Below are 24,248 nucleotides of genomic sequence, written 5' to 3' on the forward strand. Positions count from 1 at the left end.
GGAGAGTGGGTATGGAAAAAGCAGTGGCATTTGCGAAAGGCGTATATCAACGAATTATGAATGATGATATTATAGGTTTGGCTGCACAATTGGCCTACTTTTTTCTATTATCCCTTTTCCCGTTTTTATTGTTTTTATTAACATTAGTCGGTTACTTGCCAATCGAGGAAAGCCGGGTTATTGCTGCAATCACAGATTACGCACCAGCGCAAATAACGGATTTAATTAACGCGAATATTAGTCAATTGATCAACCAGCAAAATGGGGGGCTATTGTCGATAGGGATAATAGGTACCCTCTGGGCTGCATCTAATGCAATTAATGCACTTACGAAAGCATTAAACAAGGCGTATGAAGTGGAAGAGGATCGTTTGTTCATTGTTTCCAGATTAATTGCTATTGTGCTTACGATTGCGATGGTTCTTATCATTTGTATAGCTTTTTTACTTCCAATTTTCGGTCAGATGATCGGAGAATCGATCTTTTCGCTTTTCGGTTTATCTGAAGGGTTTTTGACGGTTTGGGAAGCTATGCGTTGGCTTGTCTCTTCCCTTGTATTCTTTATTGTATTTCTTACGCTGTATAAGTTGGCGCCAAATATAAAAGTTTATTTTAAAAATGTTATCTGGGGTGCTCTGTTTTCCACAATCAGTTGGCAGTTGGTATCCCTCGGTTTTTCCTTCTACGTCAACAACATGGGGAACTACTCGGCAACATATGGAAGTCTGGGTGCTGTTATCGTTTTAATGATATGGCTTTATATTTCCGGAATTATAATCATGACCGGCGGTGTGATTAATGCCGTTGTTCGGAAGCATGCGTGAATGAGGAATAGCTGGCCGAAATGGTCAGCTATTTTAAATGGAATCAAAAATTTTGAATTTTATATATGTACCTGTTACTATAATTATTAAGTTTTTTGTATAACAGATATTTTTAGGGGGGTCTATAATTTGGAACATCTAAAATCATTGTCCTTTATTCTTCTATTAGCAGTCATTTTAAGTGCATGTAACAATGTGGATGGAAGTGATACAAGCAATAGTGATGATAATAATACAGATGAAAAATGGGAAGAAATACAGGACGCTGGAGAGATTGTTGTAGGAACGGCGGGTACATTATTTCCTGCTTCGTATTATGAAGGAGAAGCCGGAAATGAGGATCAGCTTACAGGCTATGATGTCGAAGTGGCCCGGGAGATTGGAGAGCGCTTGGACTTGGAAATCAAATTCGAAATAATGGACTTTGATTCTATGTTAACAGCTTTGGATACAGGTCGGGTTGATATGATTCTAGCAGGCCCACGAGAGGAAAGCAGAGAAAAATTTGGATTTAGCGATCCTGTTAAATACTCCTATTCCACAATGGTTGTTCGTTCAGATGATCATTCAGGAATAGAAACACTTGAAGATATAGAAGGGAAAAAAGCAGGTGGAGCAGCTACCACAGTCTATAGTGATATTTCCAGAGAATTTGGTGCTGAAGTAATTACATATGGAAACGCTCCTAATGAAGCCTATTTAAAAGATGTGAATAATGGAAGAACGGACTTCGTTATTAATGATTATTATTTGCAAAGCTTAGCTTTAACTGAATTTCCGGAGTTAGATATTGAACTACACCCTGATTTGAGATTTCACTCTACTACGAATAATGTTGTGATGGATAAAGAAGCTGACGAGTTCTTGGAAAACGTAAATGAGATCATAGCTGATATGAAAGAAGATGGTACGCTTACTGAAATATCAGCGGATTTTTTTGAAGGCAACGATGTTTCTAAAGAACCGGAAGAGGACATTATCGAAATAGAAGGGATTGAGTAATTTCAGCAACACTTGTAATATCAAGAAGGTCTTAAAGAGATAGAAAAGGATTAGAACAATAGGAGAATTGCTAATGAACGTTAATGGGTTTGATTTCGGTGGCTTATTTGATGTAGAACTGGCTTTGGAAAGTTTGCCTTTTATTCTTGAAGGATTGCCAATGACGCTTCTTGTCGCTCTTATTGGAATGATGATCGGGCTTGTGCTGGGGTTGTTATTGGCATTAGCACGCGGTTCGAAGCGATTTGTGCTTCGATGGCCGGCCCGTCTTTATATATCATTTATGCGGGGAACGCCAATGCTTGTATTTTTATTTATATTATATTTTGGTTTGCCTGTCGTTGGGGTTGAATTATCTGCAATAGTGGCAGCCTCCATTGGTTTTGGCTTAAACAGTGCAGCTTACATTGCGGAAATTGATCGTTCTGCTCTAAATAGTATTGATAATGGGCAATGGGAATCAGCGAGAGCTTTGAATATGAGTTACTGGCCAACGCTGAGAACAATCATCTTGCCACAGGCAACAAGAATAGCCATTCCTCCATTAACAAGTGTGTTTATGGATGTTGTGAAGGGGACGTCCTTAGCGGCAGTCATTACAGTGCCGGAATTGTTCCAAAAAACACAGATTGTTGCCGGAAGAGAATTTGATGCAATGACGATGTATGTCTTGGTCGCCCTTATTTATTGGCCGATATGCATATTAATTGGATTCATGCAGGATCGTTTAGAACTGAAATATAGCAGGTTTTTGTAAATTGAAAGGCTAGGAGCAAAAGCATAGGTGAGACACCTAAAGACGCGGTAGCGCTCTTTTTTCGAGGAGTGCTGCCCTCTTCGAAAACACTTGCAACTCAACGGGTACAAGGGGTCTCACCAGCCGCTCTAAGGTGCGCGACGTATATTTTTAGATGCGGCGTTCATTCGGGATGTTATTTGTTACAAAACACTTTTGTTTCAGCTCCTTTGTTTAAAATAAATCGCTAATATAATAACGATTAGTATGGCAACAATCAAATAAAAGAAAGAAGCGCCTGGGAACATATCAACATACCAACCGCCTAATAAAGGTCCACTAATGCTTCCCAAACTGAACGTGATTCCCACCATCAAGTTCCCTGCAGGAAGCAAATTTCCCGGCAGTAAATCAGTCATATAGGAGATCCCCAGTGAAAATAATGACCCGACTAACATTCCGGATAGCGTAAACAGTATAAATAAAGCAACAGGCGATGATTCTAAAGTTGCAGCCAGAGCAAAGCAAGCCATTCCTGCGGTTAAAACAAAGAGTAGGATATTTCGTCGTCCAAATCGATCGCTTAACATACCAAGTGGCAGCTGGGTGATAAGACTTCCAGCTGCAAAGCAAGGAATAATAAGGGATAAAATATCGACATCATGCCCAATACGCATCCCATAAATTGGAAAAATACTATGTAGTGACGCTTCAAGAAATCCATACCCAAACCCCGGAAGTAGCGCTACCCAAGCTATTTTTCCTGTCTGGAGGAATCTTCCAAAAGAGGAATTTGTCGTACGTACTGTATCGATTTCTTGCTCAGGCCATGTATTGCGTACAAATAACATCGATGACCATACAAGCATACTTAGAACTGCTGATACGATAAAAGGAAGGGCTTCATGTACGTCTAATAATTGTGTCATTAGCGGGCCAAGGGTGAAGCCTAATCCGAAGAACATCCCGTAATAGGCAATGCTTCTGCCTCTCGTTTCTTTTGTTGCTGTTGTGGTAATCCAAGTTTGCGTTCCAAAGTGTAACATCTGATCCCCGATACCAACTGTTACTCGAAGTATAAACCAGAACCATAAGGCTTTCCAAAACGGAAATAGAGCCAAGGAAATAAAAACAAGCATACCGCCGACGATAATAACAGGCTTGAACCCGAATCGTTGCATTGGTTTTTCCATAAATGGAGAAGCTAAAAGCACACCAATATATAGCCCAGTAGCATGTAATCCATTAACAGAAGATGGGACGCCATGTTGTTCCAAAATAACGGAAAGCAGTGGCAATAACATCCCCTGTGAAAAGCCGGAAACCGTAACAAGTGCAATTAAAATCCAAAATCTAGTTTTTGCAGATACCATTTCGTTCATCCATTCGTGTTGTCATTTACATAATCTAATTTAATTGGTTTCGTAAGAGAGGTCAATGTTTAGGAACTGCTATTTCAATGAAATTAAGTTATGATGGAAACAATAATGGGAATATATCAGTACAACCATAAAAATGGAGGGAAATAACATGGAATTTTATTTGAAAGAAAATGGCATGCGAGTAGATTTAAACTATGGGGAATTAAGTATCTCGGGAAATGAGGATGATGGATTCCGTCCATTTCAATTAATGGTTGCTTCTATAGCTGGCTGTAGCGGATCCGTATTTCGTAAAATATTGAAAAAACAGCGTATGGAAATTGAAGATCTTACTATCCATGCGGATGTCGTTCGAAATCCGGAAGAAGCCAATCGTATTGAGGAAATTGCCTTGGTTTTTACGGTGAAGGGATATAATTTAAACCCACAAAAATTAGATAAAAACCTGGAGCTATCTCGAAAAAATTGTTCGATGGTCCGTTCAGTAGAGGATAGTATTAACATAACAGAGCGAATTGAAAGCATTGAATTAAGCCGGTAAAAAATCAAGGTATAATATTCATGTATCCGAAAATGCTATAGGAAAAGGAAAGGAATGGGATACATGAAAAGAAGTCATTATGCAATTGTAGCAATTGTATGCTTTTATGCACTTTTATTACCGGTAATTAGTTTTGCTGAGGAAAAGGAAGATGAGGGAGAGAAAAACGGGAGTGACACTTTTGAACCACCGAGCCATGTCCTTACGATATCGAAGGAAAATACATTTCCCAATTCAGGTGAGGATCAAGAGGTCATTGAGCCGAGCGAATTAACGCAGGAATTAATAGATGAACTGGATATACCGATTGAAAATCCTGAATTAATAAAGATGTTAAATGAGACAACCTTAGATCCGTCCCCGATTGGATTTGGCTATCGCGGCATGGTGTACGTTGGAAGATGGCCACTCAATTATGAATCATCGGACACAACTGTGAATTGGGAGTATCAGGGTATAAATACGAATGAACTCAATAATCTGGGTGGGGACACTGACCAGGAAATGAATTATGTACAACAAGAGGATAAAGAAATAAAGGGTGCACTTACCAACAAAATTTCTGACCCTGAAGATGTAAAAAAGATGATGTTATCAAAGGCTGAGGCAAAGACAGAACTACCACTTTCTTATGAGACAACCATTGGAAAAAATACAAAAAAAGATAATTCATATAATGTTCCTGTCAAAAAACAAGCCGAATTGCAAGCATATGCTCCAGCTGTAAATGAAAAAGGACAAGTGACTTTTGGTGAAGTTTATATTGAATTAAAAGGAACGAAAAAGTCCATTGCTATCAAAAATGTAACAAAGCAGGGCATCGGTTCATGGATACCAGTTCAAGATCATATTTCTTTCTCTTTCCAGTTGAAATAGTATTAATCGAAAGAACCCTTTACGACGTTTATAGGGTTCTTTTTATGTACCTAAATTTTAAAAAATAGGGTTGATTTTTATACTTTAATGCTTTATCATGATGAAGTGTAATAAATGAATATCAACAGGAAAAGGAAAGAGATAGAGAGGAGAAGCATGTATGGAGTGGGTTGTCGTTGTCTCGGTGTTCGTTATGATTATTCTTAGTTTACTGCGAGTAAATGTCATTATAGCAATCATAGCAGCCTCTATTACAGCCGGTTTAATGGCAGGACTAGATATCGTCGATTCGATTGAAACAATGGTAGCTGGGATGGGAGGGCAGGCGAATACAGCGTTAAGCTATATTTTGCTTGGTGCTTTTGCCGTGGCAATTAGCTACACGGGCATAACTACTATTCTCGTAAACTTTCTTATTCGTGTATTAACAGGTAAGAAAACGATGCTAATGTTGGCTATCGCTGGGGTCGCATCATTATCACAGAATTTAGTACCTGTGCATATTGCATTCGTACCAATTTTAATTCCGCCATTATTAAAACTTTTTGATCAAATGCGTGTGGATCGTCGCGGGGTTGCAACTGCGCTTACCTTTGGATTAAAAGCGCCCTATGTTATGATTCCAGCAGGCTTTGGGCTTCTTTTTCACAACACCATTGTAGATGGCATGGAACAAAATGGAGCAGCACCAATAACCGTGAAGGAAACGGCTTTAGCTATGCTTACTCCTGGTTTAGGTATGGTTCTCGGTCTACTGATCGCTATATTTATAACCTACCGTAAGGACCGAGATCCTGTGGAGGGGGCAAGTGGAACCGGAAATGTTCTAATTGAACCTGAAGTGGAAAAAGTTACGTTTAATATCAAACATTTTCTAACCCTCGTTGCTATTGTAGCTGCGTTGGTTGTGCAAATTATTACAGATAATTTAATTGCTGGTGCGTTGACTGGGTTGGTACTAATGTTTGCCTTCATTGTTGTACCATTTAAGAATGGTGATCGCATTGTCGGAGAAGGGATTAGCATGATGGGGATGATTGCATTTGTTATGCTAGTTGCGTCCGGATTCGGGAATGTTTTAAAGGAAACGGGAGCAGTTGATGCGTTAATTGAAGCAACCTCGGGATTTTTAGGTGATAATCAAGCAATGATTGCATTTATATTATTATTTGTTGGTTTACTTGTAACAATGGGAATAGGTTCATCCTTTGGTACCATACCGATTCTTGCCACATTATATGTGCCAATATGTATGGCAGCTGGATTTTCTCCATTGGCAACAGCAGCTTTAATCGGTACAGCTGGAGCTCTGGGTGATGCAGGTTCACCGGCTTCAGACAGTACGCTTGGGTCAACAGCTGGTTTAAACGCAGATGGAAAGCATCATCACATCTGGGATACCGTTGTTCCGACATTCATCCACTTTAATATTCCATTGTTTCTATTTGGATGGATAGCCGCACTTCTATTATAAGTGAATAATTACGTGAAAAAAGGTAAAGGTAAGAAAAAAAGAAGGTGGGTTGTTATGCGGAAATATACGCTTATGACAATCGTCATCGTTTTTCTTACCTTTTTTATTGGCGGCCTGCAGTTAGAGGCTAAGGCTTCTAATGGGTATGGATGGGGATTTAAAAAAAATACAGATCATAAAGTCCCTGATATAGGGAGCTACCAGGATATCTTAAAAAAATACGGTTCCTATTATGCAGATGATTCTGGTGAGAAGAATATTTACTTAACCTTTGACAATGGATATGAAGAAGGGTATACGGATGATGTGTTAGATGTTTTGCATAAAGAAGATGTACCAGCAACTTTTTTTGTGACAGGACATTATGTGGAGGATCAACCAGATCTCATCGAACGAATGGTAGATGAAGGTCACACTATTGGAAACCACTCTTATCATCATCCGGATTTCACAACAATATCCAAGGAATCCATAAAAGAGGAGCTTGAGTCTTTGAAAAAAGCGGTTGCAGAGGTGTCTGATCAGAAAGATTTAAAGTATCTCAGGCCTCCAAAAGGAACGTTTAATGAAGAAACGTTGGAATGGGCAAATGAATTGGGGTACATTCATGTGTTTTGGTCATTGGCCTTTGTTGATTGGGAGACGGGCAATCAAAAAGGATGGGAATATGCCTTTAACGAAATTATGGATCAAATTCATCCCGGTGCTATTATACTCCTGCACGCGGTTTCAGCCGATAACGCAGCAGCATTGGAGCATTTAATTCAAGAATTGAGAGAACAGGGGTATAGTTTTAAAAGCTTGGATGATATGGTAATAAAAGATAAAATCCCTGAAGGTATTTATGGATTCTAATTAACGAGTGTCTTCTAAGAGCGTATAACACACGAGACTGCGATGACTGTCTTGTGTGTTTTATTTATAGGACGCAACATGCAATATTTATTTAAAATTTTCCCAAACTTTGCTATACTAAGTATTATACTAGCATAAGGGGTTGTTATATTATGAAAAAGGAAGAATTAATTGCTCCAAAGGATTATAATATTGTTATGGAAATGGAACGTTATGCGACAGACCCTGGCAGAAAAGCCTTGATATGGCAAGATGACAAAGGTAATACAAAGGAAATAACTTATGCAGATTTGATAAGAAATGTAAATCGAATTGGAAATGTATTCTTGGAAAATGGATTGAAAAGAGGAGACAAGATCCTTGTTATGATTCCACGTTTTATTGAGGCTTACGAGGTTTATCTTGCGGCACTGAAAACCGGAATCATTATTATACCAAGTTCTGAAATGTTAAAAACGCGCGATTTGCAGTATCGTATCAGTCATGGAGAGGTACGTGGGGTTGTAAGCTATTTTCATTTTGTTGATCAATACAAAGGGGTACGTGAATATGATCAATTAATTAAATTTGCAGTTGGTGGACAGGCTGATGGATGGCATTTCTTGGATAGACTGAAAGCAGATGCTTCAGATCAATTAGACATGGTGAATACAACTCGTGATGATATTGCATTTTTGCCGTATACTTCCGGTACGACAAGTAATCCAAAGGGAGTCATACATACACATGGATGGGGTTATGCGCATTTGAAAGCGGCTGCAGAAAATTGGTTAGCTATTAATGAGGGGGATAAAGTATGGGCAACAGCAGGTCCCGGCTGGCAAAAGTGGATTTGGAGTCCATTTTTATCGGTGCTTGGTTCAGGGGCAACCGGTTTTGTCTATAACGGAAAATTTGACCCGAAAACCTATTTGCGCTTGCTTCAGGATAAAGAAATAAATGTATTATGCTGTACGCCGACAGAGTACCGTATTATGGCAAAAGTCGATAATTTAGAGGACTACCATTTCCCAGCACTTCATAGTGCAGTTTCTGCTGGTGAGCCATTGAATGTTGAAGTGATTGATACATTTCGTAGGTATTTTGACATTACTGTTCGTGATGGCTATGGACAAACGGAAAATACATTATTATTAGGATTCCCTAAAGGAATGGAGGTAAGACCAGGCTCCATGGGGAAACCTACACCAGGTAACGATGTCGAAGTAATTAATGAAGAAGGACTGCCTGCTCGCGTTAATGAGGTCGGCGACATCGCTGTTAAACTGGATTCCCCAGCACTATTCCAAGCGTACTATAAGGATATGGAACGAACCAAAATGTCGCAACGAGGTGATTACTATATAACAGGAGACCAGGCTTCCAAGGATGAAGATGGCTACTTTTGGTTTGAAGGCCGTAGAGATGACATCATCATAAGTTCCGGCTATACTATTGGACCGTTTGAGGTGGAAGATGCTTTAGTCAAACATCCTTATGTACAGGAATGCGCAGTTGTCGCGAGTCCGGATGACATTCGCGGGAATTTGGTAAAGGCATTCGTTGTATTGAAAGAAAGTGTTGATAAAAACAGCACAGACCTGGTCAAAGAATTGCAGGATCATGTAAAAGACACAACCGCTCCGTATAAGTACCCGAGGCGGATTGAATTCATCGAAGAACTTCCAAAAACCACATCCGGGAAGATCAGAAGAGTAGAATTAAGAGAGAAAGAAAAACAGGTGCATTAGCAATGAACCAAAACGCTTGTATATATACAGGCGTTTTTCGTTTATTTGAACGCATATCGTTCGTTCAAAATAGGGACAACATCCATACTTCCTCAAAAAAATTTAACGAAAACACTTGAAAGTCAAAATAGGTCAGTGTATAATAATAATCAAAGGTCAAAGATAGTCAAACTTTAAATGGCCTAGCGTTCCATGAATTTAAATCATGAAACAAAATACTTGAAAGTCAAAATAGGTCAAGTTATAATATGTTTATAAGGTCAAAGATAGTCAAAGTCAAATTTGATTTTAATACTGCTTACAAACCTTTAAGGAGGAATGGAAAATGCAATGTCAACAATGCGGAATGAATCCAGCTACTATTAACGTTGCAATGCAAATCAATAATGAAAAAGTAAACATGCATGTATGTAATGAATGTTTTCGTGAAATTCAAAGCCAATTGATGAATTCCAATAACTTTTTCTCAGATTCATCGTTTAATGGAAATGCTAACGACGCATTTTCTAATAACTTTGCACAAGGAAATGGTTCAAGTAAAATGGGAACAAGAACAAGACAAAAACAAGGAAATAATGGTTTACTCGAACAACTAGCAAAAAATGTAACAGATGATGCGAAAAGAGGTCAAATTGATCCGATCATCGGTCGCGATAATGAAGTAAAACAAGTTATTGAGACACTTAATAGAAGAAATAAAAACAATCCAGTCCTAATCGGGGAACCTGGAGTTGGGAAAACAGCTATTGCTGAAGGACTCGCATTAAAGATTGCAGAAGGTGATGTTTCATCCAAATTAATTAATAAGCAAGTTTATCTATTGGATGTAGCATCCTTAGTAGCAAATACCAGCATGCGCGGTCAATTTGAAGAGCGCATGAAACAATTGATTCAGGAATTACAATCTCGTGAGGATGTTATTCTATTCGTAGATGAAATTCATTTACTTGTTGGTGCCGGAACTGCAGAAAGCTCCCAAATGGATGCTGGAAATATTCTAAAACCCGCATTAGCTCGTGGTGATTTGCAGTTAATTGGTGCAACAACTTTGAAAGAGTACCGTCAAATTGAAAAAGACGCAGCACTGGAACGTCGTCTGCAGCCAATTATGGTCAAAGAATCGTCACCAGATGAAGCAGTGCAGATTTTAAATGGTATCAAAGATCGTTATGAAAAATTCCATGAAGTTCGTTATTCAGATGAAGCAATACAAGCATTCGTAACACTATCCGGTCGGTATATACAGGATCGCTTCCTACCAGATAAGGCGATTGATTTAATGGATCAAGTTGGATCTCGCCTAAACCTGAAAAACGCAGAGAAAGATTCAAATTCCATTAATAATCGTCTAAACGAAATCATTACAGAAAAAGAGCAAGCAGCTGAAAAAGAAGACTATGAACGTGCAGCACACTTGCGTTATCAAGAAATTCAACTGCAAAAACAATTGGATAAAGCAAAAGATGAAGAACAAGTTATCGATGTCGATGTTTCTGATATTCAATTGATTGTCGAAGAAAAAACAGGTATCCCTGTTACAAAATTACAAGCAGATGAACAGGAAAAAATGAAAGACCTTGGTAAAAACCTCGGAGAAAAAGTAATCGGGCAAGATGAAGCAGTTGAAAAAGTTGCTAAAGCAATTCGTCGTAGCCGTGCAGGTCTTAAATCAAAATATCGTCCAATCGGTTCATTCCTATTTGTAGGACCAACCGGAGTTGGGAAAACAGAACTAACAAGGGCACTAGCGGAAGAACTCTTTGGAACTCGTGAATCCATGATTCGTCTTGATATGAGTGAATATATGGAAAAACACGCGATCTCCAAAATTATCGGTTCACCTCCTGGCTATGTTGGTCATGAAGAAGCTGGACAGTTAACCGAGCGTGTACGTCATAATCCATATTCGATCATTCTACTTGATGAAATCGAAAAGGCACATCCAGATGTACAAAACATGTTCCTGCAAATCATGGAAGATGGTCATCTGACTGATTCCCAAGGTCGCCAAGTGAGCTTTAAAGAAACAGTCATCATCATGACAAGTAACGCAGGAACCGGTGAAAAACAGGTGAATGTAGGTTTTAATAGGGATGCACATGAATCTGTATCCACATTGGAAAATTTAAGCAACTACTTTAAACCTGAATTCTTAAACCGATTCGATGCGATTATCAACTTCAATGAATTATCTGAGGATAACTTAATGGTAATTGTGGATCTCATGCTTGATGAAGTGCAACAAAATATTGAGGAAAATGATATTTCCATTAGCATTACAGATGATGCAAAACGAGCATTAGTACGACTTGGTTATGATAAACGCTTTGGTGCAAGACCATTACGCAGGGTTATTCAAGATAAAATTGAAGACCAGCTAACCGACTTCATCTTAGAAGAAGAATCTGTTGAAAATGTTAAAATTGATGTTGAAGATGAGGACATTGTTGTTAAAAACGCATAATAAATGGTGATTAGTAAAAACCTGCTGCCTTTGTGTAGCAGGTTTTTATTTTAGGAAAAATTTTCAGGGTGCGTAATAAATATTATATAAGATCCGTGTAAAAACTAACAACATCATTTTAATAAAGGATGTTTCTCATGCGCAGCAGCAAGTTTTTACTCGTATTTATAATGTTCTTTTCCATTTTTGCCGTGCAACCTATACAAATTCATAGTGAATCACAACAGGATATGCAAGTTCATTTCATTGACGTTGGTCAAGGCGACAGTATGTTCATTCAAACTCCCTCTGATAAAACAATCCTTATTGATGGTGGTCCACCTGAGTCCGGTAAAAAGGTTGTATCCTATCTGGAAGATCACCAAATTGATGAAATTGATCTTATCATTGCTACCCACCCTGATATTGACCATATTGGCGGACTCCCTTATGTAATGGAGAATATCGATGTTGGTCAAATACTTGATTCCGGAAAGTTATACTCCACAAAAACATATGCCAAATACGTAAACCAAATCCGAAAACAAGGTATTCCAATCAAGATAGCAGAGAAAAATGAACTTTTAAAGGTTGATCCATTGTTAACAATTCGCGTATTAAACAGTTACGAAAAAGAGAAAGACAATAATCAATCCTCCATCGTATTAAAAATAACATACGACGATATTGATTTTTTGCTAATGAGTGATGTAGGGATAGAACAGGAAAAAGAGCTAATGGAAGACAATGAACTTCAATCTGAAGTTATTAAAGTTGGTCATCACGGATCGAATACAAGTAGTTCATTGGAATTTCTGCAAGAAGTAAATCCGGAAGTCGCCTTGCTCACGTACAGTATAGAAAACGATTATGGACACCCGGTCGATCGGGTTATAAGGAACTTACATCGTATAAACGCGACTATTTATTCAACAGCAACTTTTGGCGATGTTGTATTTCGAACAGATGGAAAAAGCTATCTTGTCATGCCGAATGAAAATCCATTTCGTAATTTGGAGAAAACAGCAAGTTAATTCTTTGCAAAATGTGAAATCAAAGTGATATCATAATAATATAAGAAAGTCACTTTAGATAGGGAAGGTGTATACATGATGCAAGAGAAGAATGCTTGGATGATGAATGGATTTTTGGGTATGTTTGTTATTGCTATTCTTTTGGCAACAACAGTGTTTAGTTTTGTTGCACAACAATTTATATTGGGGGTTATTTGCCTCATTCTGGCTATTAGTTTAGGCAGCGGGATTACACTAGTTCAACCAAATCAATCCGTTGTTGTTATTTTTCTGGGAAAGTATATGGGCACCATTCGTCGAGAAGGGATTGTCGTTACAGTCCCATTTTCTGTGAGAAGAACGATTTCGCTACGTGTGCGTAATTTTAACAGTAGTCTTCTAAAAGTAAATGACGTAAATGGGAATCCAATTGAGATTGCTGCAGTCGTTGTTTATAAGGTGGTTGATGCAGCTAAAGCCGTATTTGATGTGGATAAATACGAGCAATTCGTTGGAATTCAAAGTGAAACAGCAATCCGTGCTGTTGCTACAAAATATCCGTACGATACGTTTGAGTATGCAGAAGAACTTACCCTTCGCGGGAATGCGCAAGAAATTTCAAATGAATTGACATCAGAATTACAAGATCGTTTAAAAGTGGCAGGGGTTGAAATTATCGAAGCACGGTTAACCCATTTGGCCTACTCAACGGAAATTGCTCAAGCCATGCTTCAACGTCAACAGGCCAGTGCGATTATTGCGGCAAGAAAACAAATCGTTGAAGGTGCAGTCGGTATGGTTCAAGATGCCATTGCACGAATGGAAAAAGAAGGGTTAGTTGAATTGGATGACGAACGTCGAGCTTCCATGACAAATAATTTACTTGTCTCTATCGTAGCTGACGGTGGGGCACAGCCCGTTGTAAACACTGGATCACTATATCAATAAAAGAGGGTTCTTATGGCTAAGAAAAAGAATTTTCCATTGCGAATTGACCCGAAACTATATGACGTTTTGCAAGCTTGGGCAAAGGATGAATTTCGCAGCGTTAACAGCCATGTGGAATTTTTACTGCGAGAGTCAGCCAAGAAGGCTGGCAGATTGCCAAGAAATGAAAATAAAGGTATAGAAGAAGATGAAGGTTCTGCAGATAAATAGTGTGGAACCTTGTTTTTTGTAAAAAACATTGGCAAATTAAGCAACAGTCACTTGTCAAGCTAAAATTGTGTCGTTCAAACGAAGCACTTTCAAGTATTTCGACAACGGATCCAATAATCTGTAACAGAGAGTAAATCCCTAGACGTTAAAAAAATCGAGATAATACCCGATTTTTTAAATCTTTTCATATTGATCTATAATTCCTGCAAAGAGGCTATGTAATGATAATTGCTTTCTAATGGGTAAATGTTTAAGACGGTAGATTTGTTCCTTAAAATTTGGGTAGGTCATAATGTATTCGATGAGATCGACTAATTCTTCATCAAATGCTTTTGATTTTGAACTGTAGATTCGCTTGAAATCTTTTAAGAGATCGTCCCGGTAGGAATGATTTCCTACGAGCTGATCTAGCGTTATATGAAAGACATTACTTAATTTCATTAATGATGAAATGTCTGGGGTAGTGGAATAGTTTTCCCATTTAGCAATGACGGAACGCGATACCATAAGTTTGTCGGCAAGTTCCATTTGTGTCCATTCCTGCTGATCCCGGAAAAATTTTATATTATGTGCAATTTGCTCCAAACTCATCGTTATCACACTCTAACATCTAGATTTATACTTAAATCCTACCATGATTGAATTACTTTAGAGTGTAGATGTTTGTTCTTATATGACACATATAGTAAAATGTTCCTATTAAGAACAAACGTGTGAAGGGATTCTGATGGTCAGTTGTCTAATTTTGTATCATTCTTCAATTACAAGCTTAACAAAATGTAAAATACTCCGAGCCATGTTCCATGAAGAAGAATTTGAAATCAACGTTATAGAAGATAATACGGTCATCATTTTTATATGGAATCTAAATAAAGAAGCGATTTGGCAAGCAGTCGTTAATTTTGAGACAACCAATATGAAAATCGGCTTTGGTTTTGGGGAGCGGAAACATGACGCTAGAATAGAAGCGAACAACGTTTTAGAGGAATGGCTTTTTGCAGAAAGCGTAGAAGAAAATATATCCCCGAGTTATAAACTGGGGGAGTAAGATGATAAAGCAAAGTGCTTTGTTGATCGTAGCATTTAAATGTTTCTTCTTCTCGAACCAGTAGCCGAAAAGGAATTCATCCGCAAGATTAATAACGCGATGAATGGTGGAAAGTTTTTCAACAGGATAATCATAGCTTAGGAAAGTTGAATTCTCGCTGTTTGTGTATGTTTCCGGATGTCTTGTAAGAATGAAGGTGTGGTGATTTTTCCCATGTCGGGCTGCTATCAGATTTTACCGACAAATCTTGTTCCTCCGGTATTCAATAGAACCCCCTTATCTAATCGCATATGCAGTCCTTTCGATTTTTAGGTGGTGTCCGTCCTTATTTTTCATGTTATGATTAGAGAAAGGGGTGAGAAATATTGAAAAAGATTGCACGGATCACCACTCAAAAAAAATCGAAGGATCGATATAATATCTTTTTGAACGATGGACAAGATGAAAAATATGGCTTTAGTGTGGATGAAGCTATATTAGTTGAATTCAATCTTCGTAAAGATCTTGAATTGGAAGAATCAACCATCGATGCACTGATTCAAAAAGATACCATACATAAATCATATACCCAAGCTATTCATTTTTTAAGCTACCGAATGCGAACAAAAAAAGAAATGCATGATTATCTACTGAAAAAAGAAGTGGATGAAGCGCATATAAATGAGATTATGGAAAAATTAAAAACCGAAAATTTGCTGGATGATCAGCAGTTTGCCGACATGTTTGTCCGCAGTAGAATGAATACATCAACAAAGGGGCCTATGCTCATCAAAAAAGAATTGATTGAAAAAGGTATATCGGCGTCTTTGGCAAGTCAAGCCGTGGAACAGTATCCGTATGAAGTTCAATATGAGAACATAACCAAATGGATGAAAAAAAAATTAACCACTGGAAAAAAGGATTCGTTTCGGAAACAGGTCCAGCAGTTACAAGCTACATTGATGCAAAAGGGTTTTACACAAGATGTGATTACAGAAGCCTTAGCGGATATAAATGGTCAAAAAGATGAAGCAACCGAATGGAATGCGCTTGTTTACCAAGGAGAGAAATTATTGCGTAAGCATGAGACAAAGCTTAATGGGGATAAACTCAGAAACAAACTCAAACAAGGTTTATTTGGGAAAGGTTTTTCAATAGCGTTGATTAATCAATTTTTAGAGGAAGTGTTCGAAGAATGAAAGGTATAACCTCGGGTAAATCGTTGCAAGAAACGTGCACATAGGCTGCATCATTAACATTGGTGTACAATAACTGGTAAACTAGTAGATTGGAAGGGGATCTTATACCATGAATTATCGATATAGTGATTATTCCATTGAACAATTACGTATAGAAATTCAAAAGTTTAAAGAACAAGCAATGAAGGCAGAACAACTTGGCAATATATCAGAAGTAGCAGTTAATGAACGGAAAATGCAAGTCGCATTGGCATATACCATGAACCCAGAAGACTTTTCTGCAGGTAACATATATCAATTAACCAATGATCCCGGACATAAATTTAAGATCCATTATGTGAACGGCGTATTCGCTTGGGGCTGGCGGGTAAATCTATTGGATGAAACGTATGAAAAGGAAGAGGCACTGCCTATTTCATTATTAGATAATGAGATTCATTAATAGACTCCTTTTGTAGGCATTGTTTCTTTTAAAGCTTCACAGCATTTTATATCTTTCATATTTAAAAACAGCAGGTGTAAAATACACTTGCTGTTTTTAAACAGGGCTGTCACGCATATATAGTTTATGTTGCAGTTTTTGCTCGGAGAAGATCCAACCGGTATAGGAGCTCATTATTTGCATATTATCGTTAATTTGAACGACGGCAATAAATGGATAGCGATTATCAGAACGGTAGCGTAAATCAATGAAGCGAATCTCTGTAAAATCATCAAAATCGTTTATTTCCCATCGATAAACAGGGGAAAATGCAAGAAATGCCGAGATATTTTTATCTTTCTTGGCCAGTTCCATTATATGGACGCTGGGCAATGGAACCTTCTCAAACTCATCAACGATTTCAATATGACCGTTTTCGACAGCAGCGACGTAAAATTTCGTATCCGTCGTAATGGCTACACGCCAATAATTTTGTTTAATCGTAGGTGATGTAGCGATTTGCTCAATATTTGGGATGTAGTCTTTTAACTTTTTAACTATTTCCCTTTTATCCATATAACGTTTAATGTAATATAGCGCTATGACAACATAAATAATGAACCATGTGTACCCGGGGTTTGCGCCCAAGATCCAGGCTCCGATACCTGCAAGATGCAATGTGAAAATGTACGGATCAAATGTATTAATAAATCCATAAGCAATCCATTTATTGGTAAATGGTCTGTAAGCTTGTGTTCCATACGCATTAAAGATATCCACAAATACATGAATGATAACAGCTAAAAATGTCCATAGCCAAAGATGAAGGAAATTGACCTGTGGAACAAACATATAAATGATTCCGGAAATGAGAATCCCCCATAGTATAATCGCTGGCAATGAATGGGAGGCACCGCGGTGATGACGGATATAGGTAGCATTATTTTTTAACTTGAAAATCGTGTCAAAATCTGGTGCGTGAGAACCTATGATTGTTCCGGTTAAAACAGCGGTAAAAAGTGTTGGATCATTATGCACAACAGGATCTAAGGTTGCTAATCCTCCAAGTGCAACACCCATCACAATGTGGGTTGCGGTATCCATAGTAAAAGGTCCTCCTTGGAAGTTTCTTTTCGTGGATTTTTAATCAAGTCAAAAGTTTTTAAAATAAATCAGATATTCTTTTATAAGTTTATTGTACCATAAAGGACGTGTTATTATGAATGATAAAACATTACAATTTTTCGACACTACTGGTTTCCAGCAGGATTTAATTGACTGGTACCATGCGAATAAACGCGATTTGCCGTGGCGTATGGATCAGGATCCTTATAAGGTTTGGGTTTCCGAAATAATGCTTCAGCAGACAAAGGTAGACACTGTTATTCCCTATTTCTACCGTTTTATGGAAAAGTTTCCTACTGTGTACCAGCTTGCCGATGCAGATCCCCAGGATGTTCTGAAAGTATGGGAGGGTCTCGGTTATTATTCGCGCGCGAGAAATTTACAAAATGCAGTACAGGAAGTTGTTGATACATACGGGGGTGAAATCCCTGCTAATCCTGATGAGCTGGGATCATTAAAAGGGATTGGCCCGTATACAAAAGGTGCGATTCTTTCCATTGCATATAATCAGCCTGAACCGGCAGTGGACGGTAATGTAATGCGTGTCCTTTCCCGTATTTTAAAAATAGAAGACGACATAGCTCAGCAGCGAACGAAAAAATTGGTTGAGGCTTACGTTCGTGAACTCATACCAGAGGATGATCCTTCTTCATTTAATCAAGCAATTATGGAATTAGGTGCACTTGTTTGTACTCCCAAATCCCCGGCCTGTTTGCTTTGTCCGGTTCAAGAATATTGTCTTGCCTTTGCAGAAGGAAGGGAGAACGACTTACCTGTAAAGTCAAAGGCTAAGAAACAAAACAAAATTCCATATGTTAGCTTATTAATAAAAAATGAAAACAGTGCGTACATCATTGAAAAACGGGCAGAGAAAGGGCTGCTAGCAGGCTTGTGGCAATTTCCAATGGTTCCTATTAATGAAATAGGCTGGGATCATTTGGAGAATTGGATCCTCAGTGAATATGGATTAGAAATTAAAGTAAGCGAGAAAAAGGGAGAATTAAAGCATGTTTTCTCCCACATCGTCTGGGAGTTGGAGATATATGGGGCAACTACGCACCAACAATATCTTACAGATGAACGTTTACGTTTTGTTTATAAAGAAGAATTGCAAGCATATCCATTTCCGGTTTCTCACCAAAAAATGATGACATATATCGTATAAGGTTTAATTTTAGGCTCCCTTTTCTATATGGGGAGCTTTTGTTGTTAATGATGTTATGTAGAGAGGTGTCTTTTCAAGCTGGAGGTATTAATTTACCATAATTTAACTACCAATATGGTGGATAACAACATTTATAATGGACAAATTAGTAGTGCGGAGGTGATACTGATGGCTAAAAAACCTAACAAAACAGCTGCAGGTACAAACGCTCAAAAAGTAAAACAACAAAATCAACAAGCAGCTCAAGGACAAGGTCAGTACGGTACTGAATTTGCATCTGAGACAAATGCTCAGGAAGTAAAAAAACAAAATGAAAAGTCGCAGCAAAACAAAAAGTAACGTAGCATCACACCCCAATGATCATATGAAAAAGAGCTTCCTATCTCCAGGGAAGCTCTTTTTCATTTAAAAAATTTCATGTATTCCATACAGGTACTGTTCTCTTTTGTCGGTTCATTATACTTTATATTTCATATTGTTGCTATTATAATAAATACAGGATTGGCAAGCGTGTATAAAATGTATGGAAAGGGAGATTAGATGGTTGCTCCGAGACCAGGTTCCGTGGTGCAAATTCAAAGTTATAAACACAATGGACAAATTCACCGTATATGGGAAAATAGTCTAGTGTTAAAAGGAACGGAAACGATTGTAATCGGAGCCAATGACAAAACGCAGGTGATGGAAAGCGATGGTAGAACTTGGACAACAAGGGAACCGGCAATTAGCTATTTCCATGCCGAGTACTGGTTTAATATCATCGGGATGATTCGCAATGACGGTATTTATTATTATTGTAATGTGAGCTCCCCTTTCGTTTATGATGGAGAGGCATTAAAATATATTGATTACGATTTAGATGTAAAAGTATATCCGGATATGACGTATGATTTGTTGGATGAAGACGAATACGATGAACACAAAATACAAATGAATTATCCACAGGTTTTAGATCGTATTTTGTATAATAACGTTGAATATCTTCTAAGGTTTATAAGACAACGTCAAGGCCCTTTCTCGCCGGATTTCGTTGACCAATGGTATGAACGTTATTTAACATACCGGTAATTTTTTAGTAGAGAAAGGGGCTGGGACAAAACAAACGTGTTTCATTAAAAAGGCGAACATTATCAAACTTAGCGTAGGAAATATGCGGAGGCTCCAGCGGGAGGGAAGGCGTAGGTGAGACACCGAAGTGCGATAGCAATCTTTTTTTCTGAAGCGATGTATGTTCGGAATTTGTTTGTTAAAAACACTTTTGTCCCAGCCTCTTTCTATTCAATATGAATTAGAGGTAGATTCGTTTATGAGTAGTATAAAACAATATATGGGATTCGTAAAACCGTATAAATGGAAAATATTATGGACGATACTTATTGGGATTGTTAAATTTGGAATTCCATTATTAATGCCATTAATTTTAAGATATGTTATTGATAATATTATTAGTACAGAAGCGAGTGCCGCTGATAAAGTCTCGGAACTATTCATCTTAATGGGAATAGCATTCGTCGTATTTTTGTTACTACGTCCACCGATTGAATATGCTAGGCAATATTTAGCACAATGGGTAGGAAACACAATTCTGTATGATATAAGGGATCGTTTGTTTGACCATATCCAAAAATTAAGCTTGAAGTTCTATTCTCAGACAAAAACCGGCGAAATTATTTCCCGGGTAATACATGATGTCGAACAATCAAAAAACTTTGTCATAACAGGGTTAATGAACGTGTGGCTCGATTTAGTTACCATTCTTATAGCGATAGGAATCATGCTGACAATGGATATAGGTTTAACCATTGTGTCAATTATTTTATTCCCATTATTTGGGTTTTCGATTAAATTTTTCTATGGCAGATTACGTCGATTAACACGGGAGAGATCTCAAGCCTTGGCAGAGGTACAGGGCCATCTTCATGAACGTATACAAGGGGTGCCTGTTACAAGGAGCTTTGCTTTAGAAGACTATGAGCATGGACAATTTGAAACACGAAATAGGAATTTTCTTGATAAAGCGTTGAAACACACCGATTGGAATGCCAAAACTTTCGCGGTTACAAATACGATTACGGATCTAGCCCCATTGCTTGTGATTACTTATGCGGGGTATCAAGTGATTAATGGTAATCTGACATTAGGTACGATGGTTGCTTTTGTCGGCTATATGGAAAGAGTATATAGTCCATTAAGACGGTTAATAAATTCATCAACTACGCTGGTTCAGGCTATCGCATCGATTGATCGTGTGTTTGAATTTTTTAATGAAAAATATGATGTTGTTGATAAGCATGATGCAAAGGAACTTCAGCGTATAGATGGCTCTGTGGCGGTCGAAAATGTTTCTTTCCAATATGATGAAGAAGAAAATGAAGTATTAAAAAGTGTTAATTTGCATGTTCAAAAAGGAGAAACCATTGCTTTTGTCGGGATGAGCGGTGGAGGGAAGTCAACGTTGATCAGCCTAATTCCACGATTTTACGATGTGACAGAGGGCGCGATAAAAGTTGACGGTATCGACATCCGTGATGTGAAAGCCCGTTCTTTGCGCAATAATATTGGCATGGTACTTCAGGATAATACATTATTCAGTGAATCGATCGCAATGAATATTCGAATGGGAAATCCGTACGCTACAGATGAAGAGGTTGTAGAAGCGGCAAAAGCTGCAAATGCGCATGCGTTTATTGAAGAACTTCCTTACGGATATGATACGTTAGTAGGGGAAAGAGGTGTGAAATTATCCGGTGGCCAGAAACAACGTATTTCTATCGCACGTGTTTTCTTAAAAAATCCACCTATCCTGATTTTTGATGAAGCGACCTCAGCATTGGATCTGGAAAGTGAACACATGATACAGGAAGCTGTCGAAAGTCTAGCGTCTGATCGCACAACATTTATCGTTGCACATCGCCTTGCAACTATTACACATGCGGACAGAATTGTTCTGATTGAAAACGGTGAAATCCAGGAAATTGGTACACATGATGAATTGATGCGCATGAAAGGCGGCTATTATGATCTTTATCAAGTGCAGCAATTGGATGATGTGGAAACGAAGTGATGTGAAATGGATCATCATGGCTATTGTGGCGACCATTTGATCACTTTTTCAATCTTTTCGGAAGCATAAATCCGTTGACGTCATAAAGGTGCTAAACATTTCCATTAGAAAAAAATGCCCAGAATTGGTACTACCCCCGAAAGTTGGAGTGAAAAATCTAACTTTCGGGGGTTTTTAAACTGCCTAGGAAATTATTTGCTTGGGCATAACGTATTATTGATTAATGGCTACGTCCAGCTACAAGCGCCAAAAACGAGGAGATAACACGAAAGCTCCCTACGATAAAGAAGACTTGGCGACTGACAAGCCGACAGGCGCAGGCAGAGCCATAGTCGCACTTATGCCTGTGGCGAAAGTCATCATCGGTTCACTTGACAAAGGAAGGCCAACTAAGAACGGCCTTGCCGGCCAACTCACGGCTCCCCTGATGCAGGGGCATGATTCCTTTTCGCTTTCCAAGCATAAGATTCACGTAGACTTTCGCCATTCATTGGCGACAAGTCACGTTCATCTAATCTCAGTTGCAACGCGGGGGTCTCTACGTTTTAAAAAGGCGCTTTTCGCTTTTGTTCATGCCTAGGAAATTATAAAATTTTGAGGTTGTGGATAATTCACTGGTCAAATAAGCCTCATCCGGCTCCAGTGCCCAGCAACTAGCAAACTTCACATTCCTCCATTACGATAAGTCAACATCGGCTCGTACCTCGCTGTGTTTCCTTTATCTCATTGCGGAGTGCTCCAGTTTGTACGTTGCTAACCGGGCGCCCTGCGCCTTTGTTCTTTGTGTATTTGATAGAGTGTGAACGATATATTTTAATCCAGTTATTGAGTTCGTTAAAATTCTTTAGCCATTGTTGCAAAGGCCTGACCTACCGCTTCAATGGTTTCATCAATATCGTCTTTCGTATGTGCTGTTGTTAAAAACCATGCTTCAAATTTAGACGGTGCTAAGTTAATTCCTTGTTCAAGCATCAAACGGAAAAATCTTGAAAAAGCTTTACCATCACTTGCTTCTGCTTGATCATAATTCGTGATTTCTCCTTCACCGAAATATACAGTTAACGCACCGCATAAACGGTTTACAGAAATAGGGATCCCGGTTATGTTCGCTTTTTCCAGAATTCCATGCTCTAACCGTTCCCCAAGTTGATCTAATTTCTCATAAACTCCGTCTTCCTGCAAAATTTCCAAACACGCAATACCTGCGGCGATTGAAGCGGGATTCCCGGACATCGTCCCGGCTTGATAAGCAGGACCTAGTGGGGCAACTGTCTCCATAATATCTTTACGTCCACCATATGCTCCGATCGGGAGACCTCCGCCAATGATTTTACCCATTGCGGTCATATCAGGTTCAACCCCGTACACCTGCTGAGCACTACCATATGTAAACCGAAAAGCACTAATGACTTCATCATAAATGACCAGCGCTCCTGCTGCATGTGCTATTTTATTTACTTCCTGTAGGAATCCTGGATGGGGCTCGACAATTCCGAAGTTTCCAACAATGGGTTCGACTAAAATTGCTGCAGTTTGATCTCCCCAGTGATCCAAAGCCTTTTTAAACGCATCTAAATCATTAAAAGGGACAGTGATCACGTCCTCCGCAACTGATCTTGGGATTCCAGCTGAATCCGGTGTTCCAAGTGTAGCCGGACCTGAACCAGCTTCCACTAAAACAGCATCGAAATGGCCATGATAGCTTCCGGCAAACTTGATCACCTTTGTACGGTCCGTATATGCTCGTGCTACGCGAACGGTTGTCATAACAGCTTCTGTCCCGGAATTAACAAAGCGAATTTTTTCTAATGAGGGAATAGCATCTTTTAAGACTTTCGCAAATTGATTTTCCAGTTTGGTTGGTGTTCCATAAAGCACTCCAGTGGTAGCAGCATGCGAAATTGCCTCAGCGATATGAGGGTGTGCATGTCCTGTAATAATCGGGCCATATGCCGCTAAATAATCAATATATTTATTCCCATCAACATCCCAAAAGTGAGCACCTTGTCCGTGCTTCATATATACTGGTGATCCACCACCAACAGCTTTATAGGAACGGGATGGTGAATTCACACCACCAACAATAAGCTCAAGTGCCTCTTCATACAGTTGTTCTGATTTTGAAAAATCCATAATAATAATAGCCTCCTATATGTTTCATTGAATATGCATACAACCTAAGATGATGCCATTGCTAGATAAAACAATAGATC

The 24,248-nt window shown here is 38.6% G+C and carries 23 protein-coding genes; 19 read left to right on the forward strand and 4 right to left on the reverse strand.

The features are described 5' to 3' along the window. Positions 1 to 11 precede the first annotated feature (11 nt). From KFZ56_RS06490 to KFZ56_RS06500, 3 genes are all read left to right on the forward strand, one after another. Positions 12 to 824, forward strand: coding sequence for a YihY/virulence factor BrkB family protein (locus KFZ56_RS06490; RefSeq protein ID WP_222641029.1), 813 nt, complete (start codon positions 12 to 14; stop codon positions 822 to 824). A 129-nt stretch (positions 825 to 953) separates the two neighbouring features. After that, positions 954 to 1,826: a transporter substrate-binding domain-containing protein gene (locus KFZ56_RS06495; protein WP_222641030.1), complete on the forward strand. Its 873-nt coding sequence runs from the start codon at positions 954 to 956 to the stop codon at positions 1,824 to 1,826. Between the two features lie 73 nt (positions 1,827 to 1,899). Next, positions 1,900 to 2,583 carry an amino acid ABC transporter permease gene (locus tag KFZ56_RS06500; RefSeq protein ID WP_222641032.1) on the forward strand — a complete coding sequence of 228 codons (684 nt, stop codon included), beginning with the start codon at positions 1,900 to 1,902 and terminating at the stop codon, positions 2,581 to 2,583. A 200-nt stretch (positions 2,584 to 2,783) separates the two neighbouring features. On the opposite strand, the gene KFZ56_RS06505 is transcribed toward KFZ56_RS06500, so the two are convergent. After that, positions 2,784 to 3,935 (reverse strand): MFS transporter, encoded by a 1,152-nt coding sequence (locus KFZ56_RS06505; protein WP_222641034.1) that lies wholly within the window; start codon positions 3,933 to 3,935, stop codon positions 2,784 to 2,786. A gap of 157 nt (positions 3,936 to 4,092) precedes the next feature. Here KFZ56_RS06505 and KFZ56_RS06510 point away from each other — a divergent pair, with 157 nt between their 5' ends. From KFZ56_RS06510 to KFZ56_RS06550, 9 genes are all read left to right on the forward strand, one after another. Continuing rightward, positions 4,093 to 4,485, forward strand: coding sequence for an OsmC family protein (locus KFZ56_RS06510; RefSeq protein WP_222641036.1), 393 nt, complete (start codon positions 4,093 to 4,095; stop codon positions 4,483 to 4,485). A 63-nt stretch (positions 4,486 to 4,548) separates the two neighbouring features. Beyond that, the gene (locus tag KFZ56_RS06515) at positions 4,549 to 5,361 is read left to right on the forward strand and encodes a YfkD famly protein (protein ID WP_222641037.1); all 813 of its coding nucleotides are present in this window, start codon (positions 4,549 to 4,551) and stop codon (positions 5,359 to 5,361) included. Positions 5,362 to 5,521: 160 nt separating this feature from the next. After that, positions 5,522 to 6,835 (forward strand): Na+/H+ antiporter family protein, encoded by a 1,314-nt coding sequence (locus KFZ56_RS06520; RefSeq protein WP_222641038.1) that lies wholly within the window; start codon positions 5,522 to 5,524, stop codon positions 6,833 to 6,835. Between the two features lie 54 nt (positions 6,836 to 6,889). After that, on the forward strand, positions 6,890 to 7,690 hold the full coding sequence (gene pdaA / locus KFZ56_RS06525; RefSeq protein WP_222641039.1) for a delta-lactam-biosynthetic de-N-acetylase: 801 nt from the start codon (positions 6,890 to 6,892) through the stop codon (positions 7,688 to 7,690). Positions 7,691 to 7,842: 152 nt separating this feature from the next. Then, positions 7,843 to 9,420 (forward strand): acyl-CoA synthetase MbcS, encoded by a 1,578-nt coding sequence (mbcS, locus tag KFZ56_RS06530; RefSeq protein WP_222641040.1) that lies wholly within the window; start codon positions 7,843 to 7,845, stop codon positions 9,418 to 9,420. Positions 9,421 to 9,745: 325 nt separating this feature from the next. Further along, a complete protein-coding gene (locus KFZ56_RS06535; protein ID WP_222641041.1) occupies positions 9,746 to 11,884 on the forward strand; it encodes an ATP-dependent Clp protease ATP-binding subunit in 2,139 nt (712 codons plus the stop codon). 137 nt (positions 11,885 to 12,021) lie between these two features. Further along, a complete protein-coding gene (locus KFZ56_RS06540) occupies positions 12,022 to 12,897 on the forward strand; it encodes a ComEC/Rec2 family competence protein (RefSeq protein WP_222641042.1) in 876 nt (291 codons plus the stop codon). Between the two features lie 78 nt (positions 12,898 to 12,975). Next, positions 12,976 to 13,824 (forward strand): SPFH domain-containing protein, encoded by an 849-nt coding sequence (locus KFZ56_RS06545; protein WP_222643916.1) that lies wholly within the window; start codon positions 12,976 to 12,978, stop codon positions 13,822 to 13,824. Between the two features lie 12 nt (positions 13,825 to 13,836). Then, positions 13,837 to 14,034, forward strand: coding sequence for a type II toxin-antitoxin system antitoxin (locus KFZ56_RS06550; RefSeq protein ID WP_222641044.1), 198 nt, complete (start codon positions 13,837 to 13,839; stop codon positions 14,032 to 14,034). Between the two features lie 174 nt (positions 14,035 to 14,208). On the opposite strand, the gene KFZ56_RS06555 is transcribed toward KFZ56_RS06550, so the two are convergent. After that, positions 14,209 to 14,625, reverse strand: a complete 417-nt coding sequence (locus KFZ56_RS06555; protein WP_222641045.1) for a helix-turn-helix domain-containing protein — start codon at positions 14,623 to 14,625, stop codon at positions 14,209 to 14,211. Positions 14,626 to 14,761: 136 nt separating this feature from the next. Between KFZ56_RS06555 and KFZ56_RS06560 the strand changes: the two genes are divergently transcribed. From KFZ56_RS06560 to KFZ56_RS06570, 3 genes are all read left to right on the forward strand, one after another. Continuing rightward, complete coding sequence (locus KFZ56_RS06560; RefSeq protein WP_222641047.1) at positions 14,762 to 15,082, forward strand: hypothetical protein; 321 nt, start codon at positions 14,762 to 14,764, stop codon at positions 15,080 to 15,082. 365 nt (positions 15,083 to 15,447) lie between these two features. Next, entirely contained in the window at positions 15,448 to 16,260 is an 813-nt protein-coding gene (gene recX / locus KFZ56_RS06565; protein ID WP_222641049.1) for a recombination regulator RecX, read from the forward strand. A 109-nt stretch (positions 16,261 to 16,369) separates the two neighbouring features. Continuing rightward, on the forward strand, positions 16,370 to 16,702 hold the full coding sequence (locus tag KFZ56_RS06570) for a YfhH family protein (RefSeq protein WP_222641051.1): 333 nt from the start codon (positions 16,370 to 16,372) through the stop codon (positions 16,700 to 16,702). Positions 16,703 to 16,798: 96 nt separating this feature from the next. Here the strand turns inward: KFZ56_RS06570 and KFZ56_RS06575 are convergent, their stop codons facing one another. Further along, positions 16,799 to 17,785 carry a metal-dependent hydrolase gene (locus tag KFZ56_RS06575; protein ID WP_222641053.1) on the reverse strand — a complete coding sequence of 329 codons (987 nt, stop codon included), beginning with the start codon at positions 17,783 to 17,785 and terminating at the stop codon, positions 16,799 to 16,801. 115 nt (positions 17,786 to 17,900) lie between these two features. On the opposite strand from KFZ56_RS06575, the gene mutY reads away from it, so the two are divergent. The 4 genes from mutY (at position 17,901) to KFZ56_RS06595 (ending at position 22,035) form a co-directional block, all read left to right on the forward strand. After that, positions 17,901 to 18,971, forward strand: coding sequence for an A/G-specific adenine glycosylase (gene mutY / locus KFZ56_RS06580; RefSeq protein ID WP_222641055.1), 1,071 nt, complete (start codon positions 17,901 to 17,903; stop codon positions 18,969 to 18,971). A gap of 168 nt (positions 18,972 to 19,139) precedes the next feature. Continuing rightward, entirely contained in the window at positions 19,140 to 19,310 is a 171-nt protein-coding gene (locus KFZ56_RS06585; protein ID WP_222641057.1) for a gamma-type small acid-soluble spore protein, read from the forward strand. 201 nt (positions 19,311 to 19,511) lie between these two features. Further along, the gene (ntdP, locus tag KFZ56_RS06590) at positions 19,512 to 20,039 is read left to right on the forward strand and encodes a nucleoside tri-diphosphate phosphatase (RefSeq protein WP_222641059.1); all 528 of its coding nucleotides are present in this window, start codon (positions 19,512 to 19,514) and stop codon (positions 20,037 to 20,039) included. A gap of 238 nt (positions 20,040 to 20,277) precedes the next feature. Further along, entirely contained in the window at positions 20,278 to 22,035 is a 1,758-nt protein-coding gene (locus KFZ56_RS06595) for an ABC transporter ATP-binding protein (protein ID WP_222641061.1), read from the forward strand. 834 nt (positions 22,036 to 22,869) lie between these two features. Here the strand turns inward: KFZ56_RS06595 and KFZ56_RS06600 are convergent. Beyond that, positions 22,870 to 24,168 (reverse strand): glutamate-1-semialdehyde 2,1-aminomutase, encoded by a 1,299-nt coding sequence (locus KFZ56_RS06600; protein ID WP_255584888.1) that lies wholly within the window; start codon positions 24,166 to 24,168, stop codon positions 22,870 to 22,872. Positions 24,169 to 24,248: the final 80 nt, after the last annotated feature.

The organism is Virgibacillus sp. NKC19-3, from assembly GCF_019837165.1.
Lineage (GTDB): Bacteria > Bacillota > Bacilli > Bacillales > Amphibacillaceae > Virgibacillus_L > Virgibacillus_L saliphilus.

What these genes read in the sequence shown, in the direction of transcription:
- KFZ56_RS06505 (WP_222641034.1), bottom strand. Translation starts at nt 3,935, where the DNA reads ATGGTATCTGCAAAAACTAGATTTTGGATTTTAATTGCACTTGTTACG.
- KFZ56_RS06585 (WP_222641057.1), top strand. Translation starts at nt 19,140, where the DNA reads ATGGCTAAAAAACCTAACAAAACAGCTGCAGGTACAAACGCTCAAAAA.
- KFZ56_RS06510 (WP_222641036.1), top strand. Translation starts at nt 4,093, where the DNA reads ATGGAATTTTATTTGAAAGAAAATGGCATGCGAGTAGATTTAAACTAT.
- KFZ56_RS06560 (WP_222641047.1), top strand. Translation starts at nt 14,762, where the DNA reads ATGGTCAGTTGTCTAATTTTGTATCATTCTTCAATTACAAGCTTAACA.
- KFZ56_RS06570 (WP_222641051.1), top strand. Translation starts at nt 16,370, where the DNA reads ATGAATTATCGATATAGTGATTATTCCATTGAACAATTACGTATAGAA.
- KFZ56_RS06575 (WP_222641053.1), bottom strand. Translation starts at nt 17,785, where the DNA reads ATGGATACCGCAACCCACATTGTGATGGGTGTTGCACTTGGAGGATTA.
- KFZ56_RS06595 (WP_222641061.1), top strand. Translation starts at nt 20,278, where the DNA reads ATGAGTAGTATAAAACAATATATGGGATTCGTAAAACCGTATAAATGG.
- KFZ56_RS06515 (WP_222641037.1), top strand. Translation starts at nt 4,549, where the DNA reads ATGAAAAGAAGTCATTATGCAATTGTAGCAATTGTATGCTTTTATGCA.
- KFZ56_RS06490 (WP_222641029.1), top strand. Translation starts at nt 12, where the DNA reads ATGGAAAAAGCAGTGGCATTTGCGAAAGGCGTATATCAACGAATTATG.
- KFZ56_RS06535 (WP_222641041.1), top strand. Translation starts at nt 9,746, where the DNA reads ATGCAATGTCAACAATGCGGAATGAATCCAGCTACTATTAACGTTGCA.
- KFZ56_RS06550 (WP_222641044.1), top strand. Translation starts at nt 13,837, where the DNA reads ATGGCTAAGAAAAAGAATTTTCCATTGCGAATTGACCCGAAACTATAT.
- ntdP (WP_222641059.1), top strand. Translation starts at nt 19,512, where the DNA reads ATGGTTGCTCCGAGACCAGGTTCCGTGGTGCAAATTCAAAGTTATAAA.
- pdaA (WP_222641039.1), top strand. Translation starts at nt 6,890, where the DNA reads ATGCGGAAATATACGCTTATGACAATCGTCATCGTTTTTCTTACCTTT.
- KFZ56_RS06600 (WP_255584888.1), bottom strand. Translation starts at nt 24,168, where the DNA reads ATGGATTTTTCAAAATCAGAACAACTGTATGAAGAGGCACTTGAGCTT.
- KFZ56_RS06500 (WP_222641032.1), top strand. Translation starts at nt 1,900, where the DNA reads ATGAACGTTAATGGGTTTGATTTCGGTGGCTTATTTGATGTAGAACTG.
- KFZ56_RS06540 (WP_222641042.1), top strand. Translation starts at nt 12,022, where the DNA reads ATGCGCAGCAGCAAGTTTTTACTCGTATTTATAATGTTCTTTTCCATT.
- KFZ56_RS06545 (WP_222643916.1), top strand. Translation starts at nt 12,976, where the DNA reads ATGCAAGAGAAGAATGCTTGGATGATGAATGGATTTTTGGGTATGTTT.
- KFZ56_RS06555 (WP_222641045.1), bottom strand. Translation starts at nt 14,625, where the DNA reads ATGAGTTTGGAGCAAATTGCACATAATATAAAATTTTTCCGGGATCAG.
- mbcS (WP_222641040.1), top strand. Translation starts at nt 7,843, where the DNA reads ATGAAAAAGGAAGAATTAATTGCTCCAAAGGATTATAATATTGTTATG.
- KFZ56_RS06520 (WP_222641038.1), top strand. Translation starts at nt 5,522, where the DNA reads ATGGAGTGGGTTGTCGTTGTCTCGGTGTTCGTTATGATTATTCTTAGT.
- mutY (WP_222641055.1), top strand. Translation starts at nt 17,901, where the DNA reads ATGAATGATAAAACATTACAATTTTTCGACACTACTGGTTTCCAGCAG.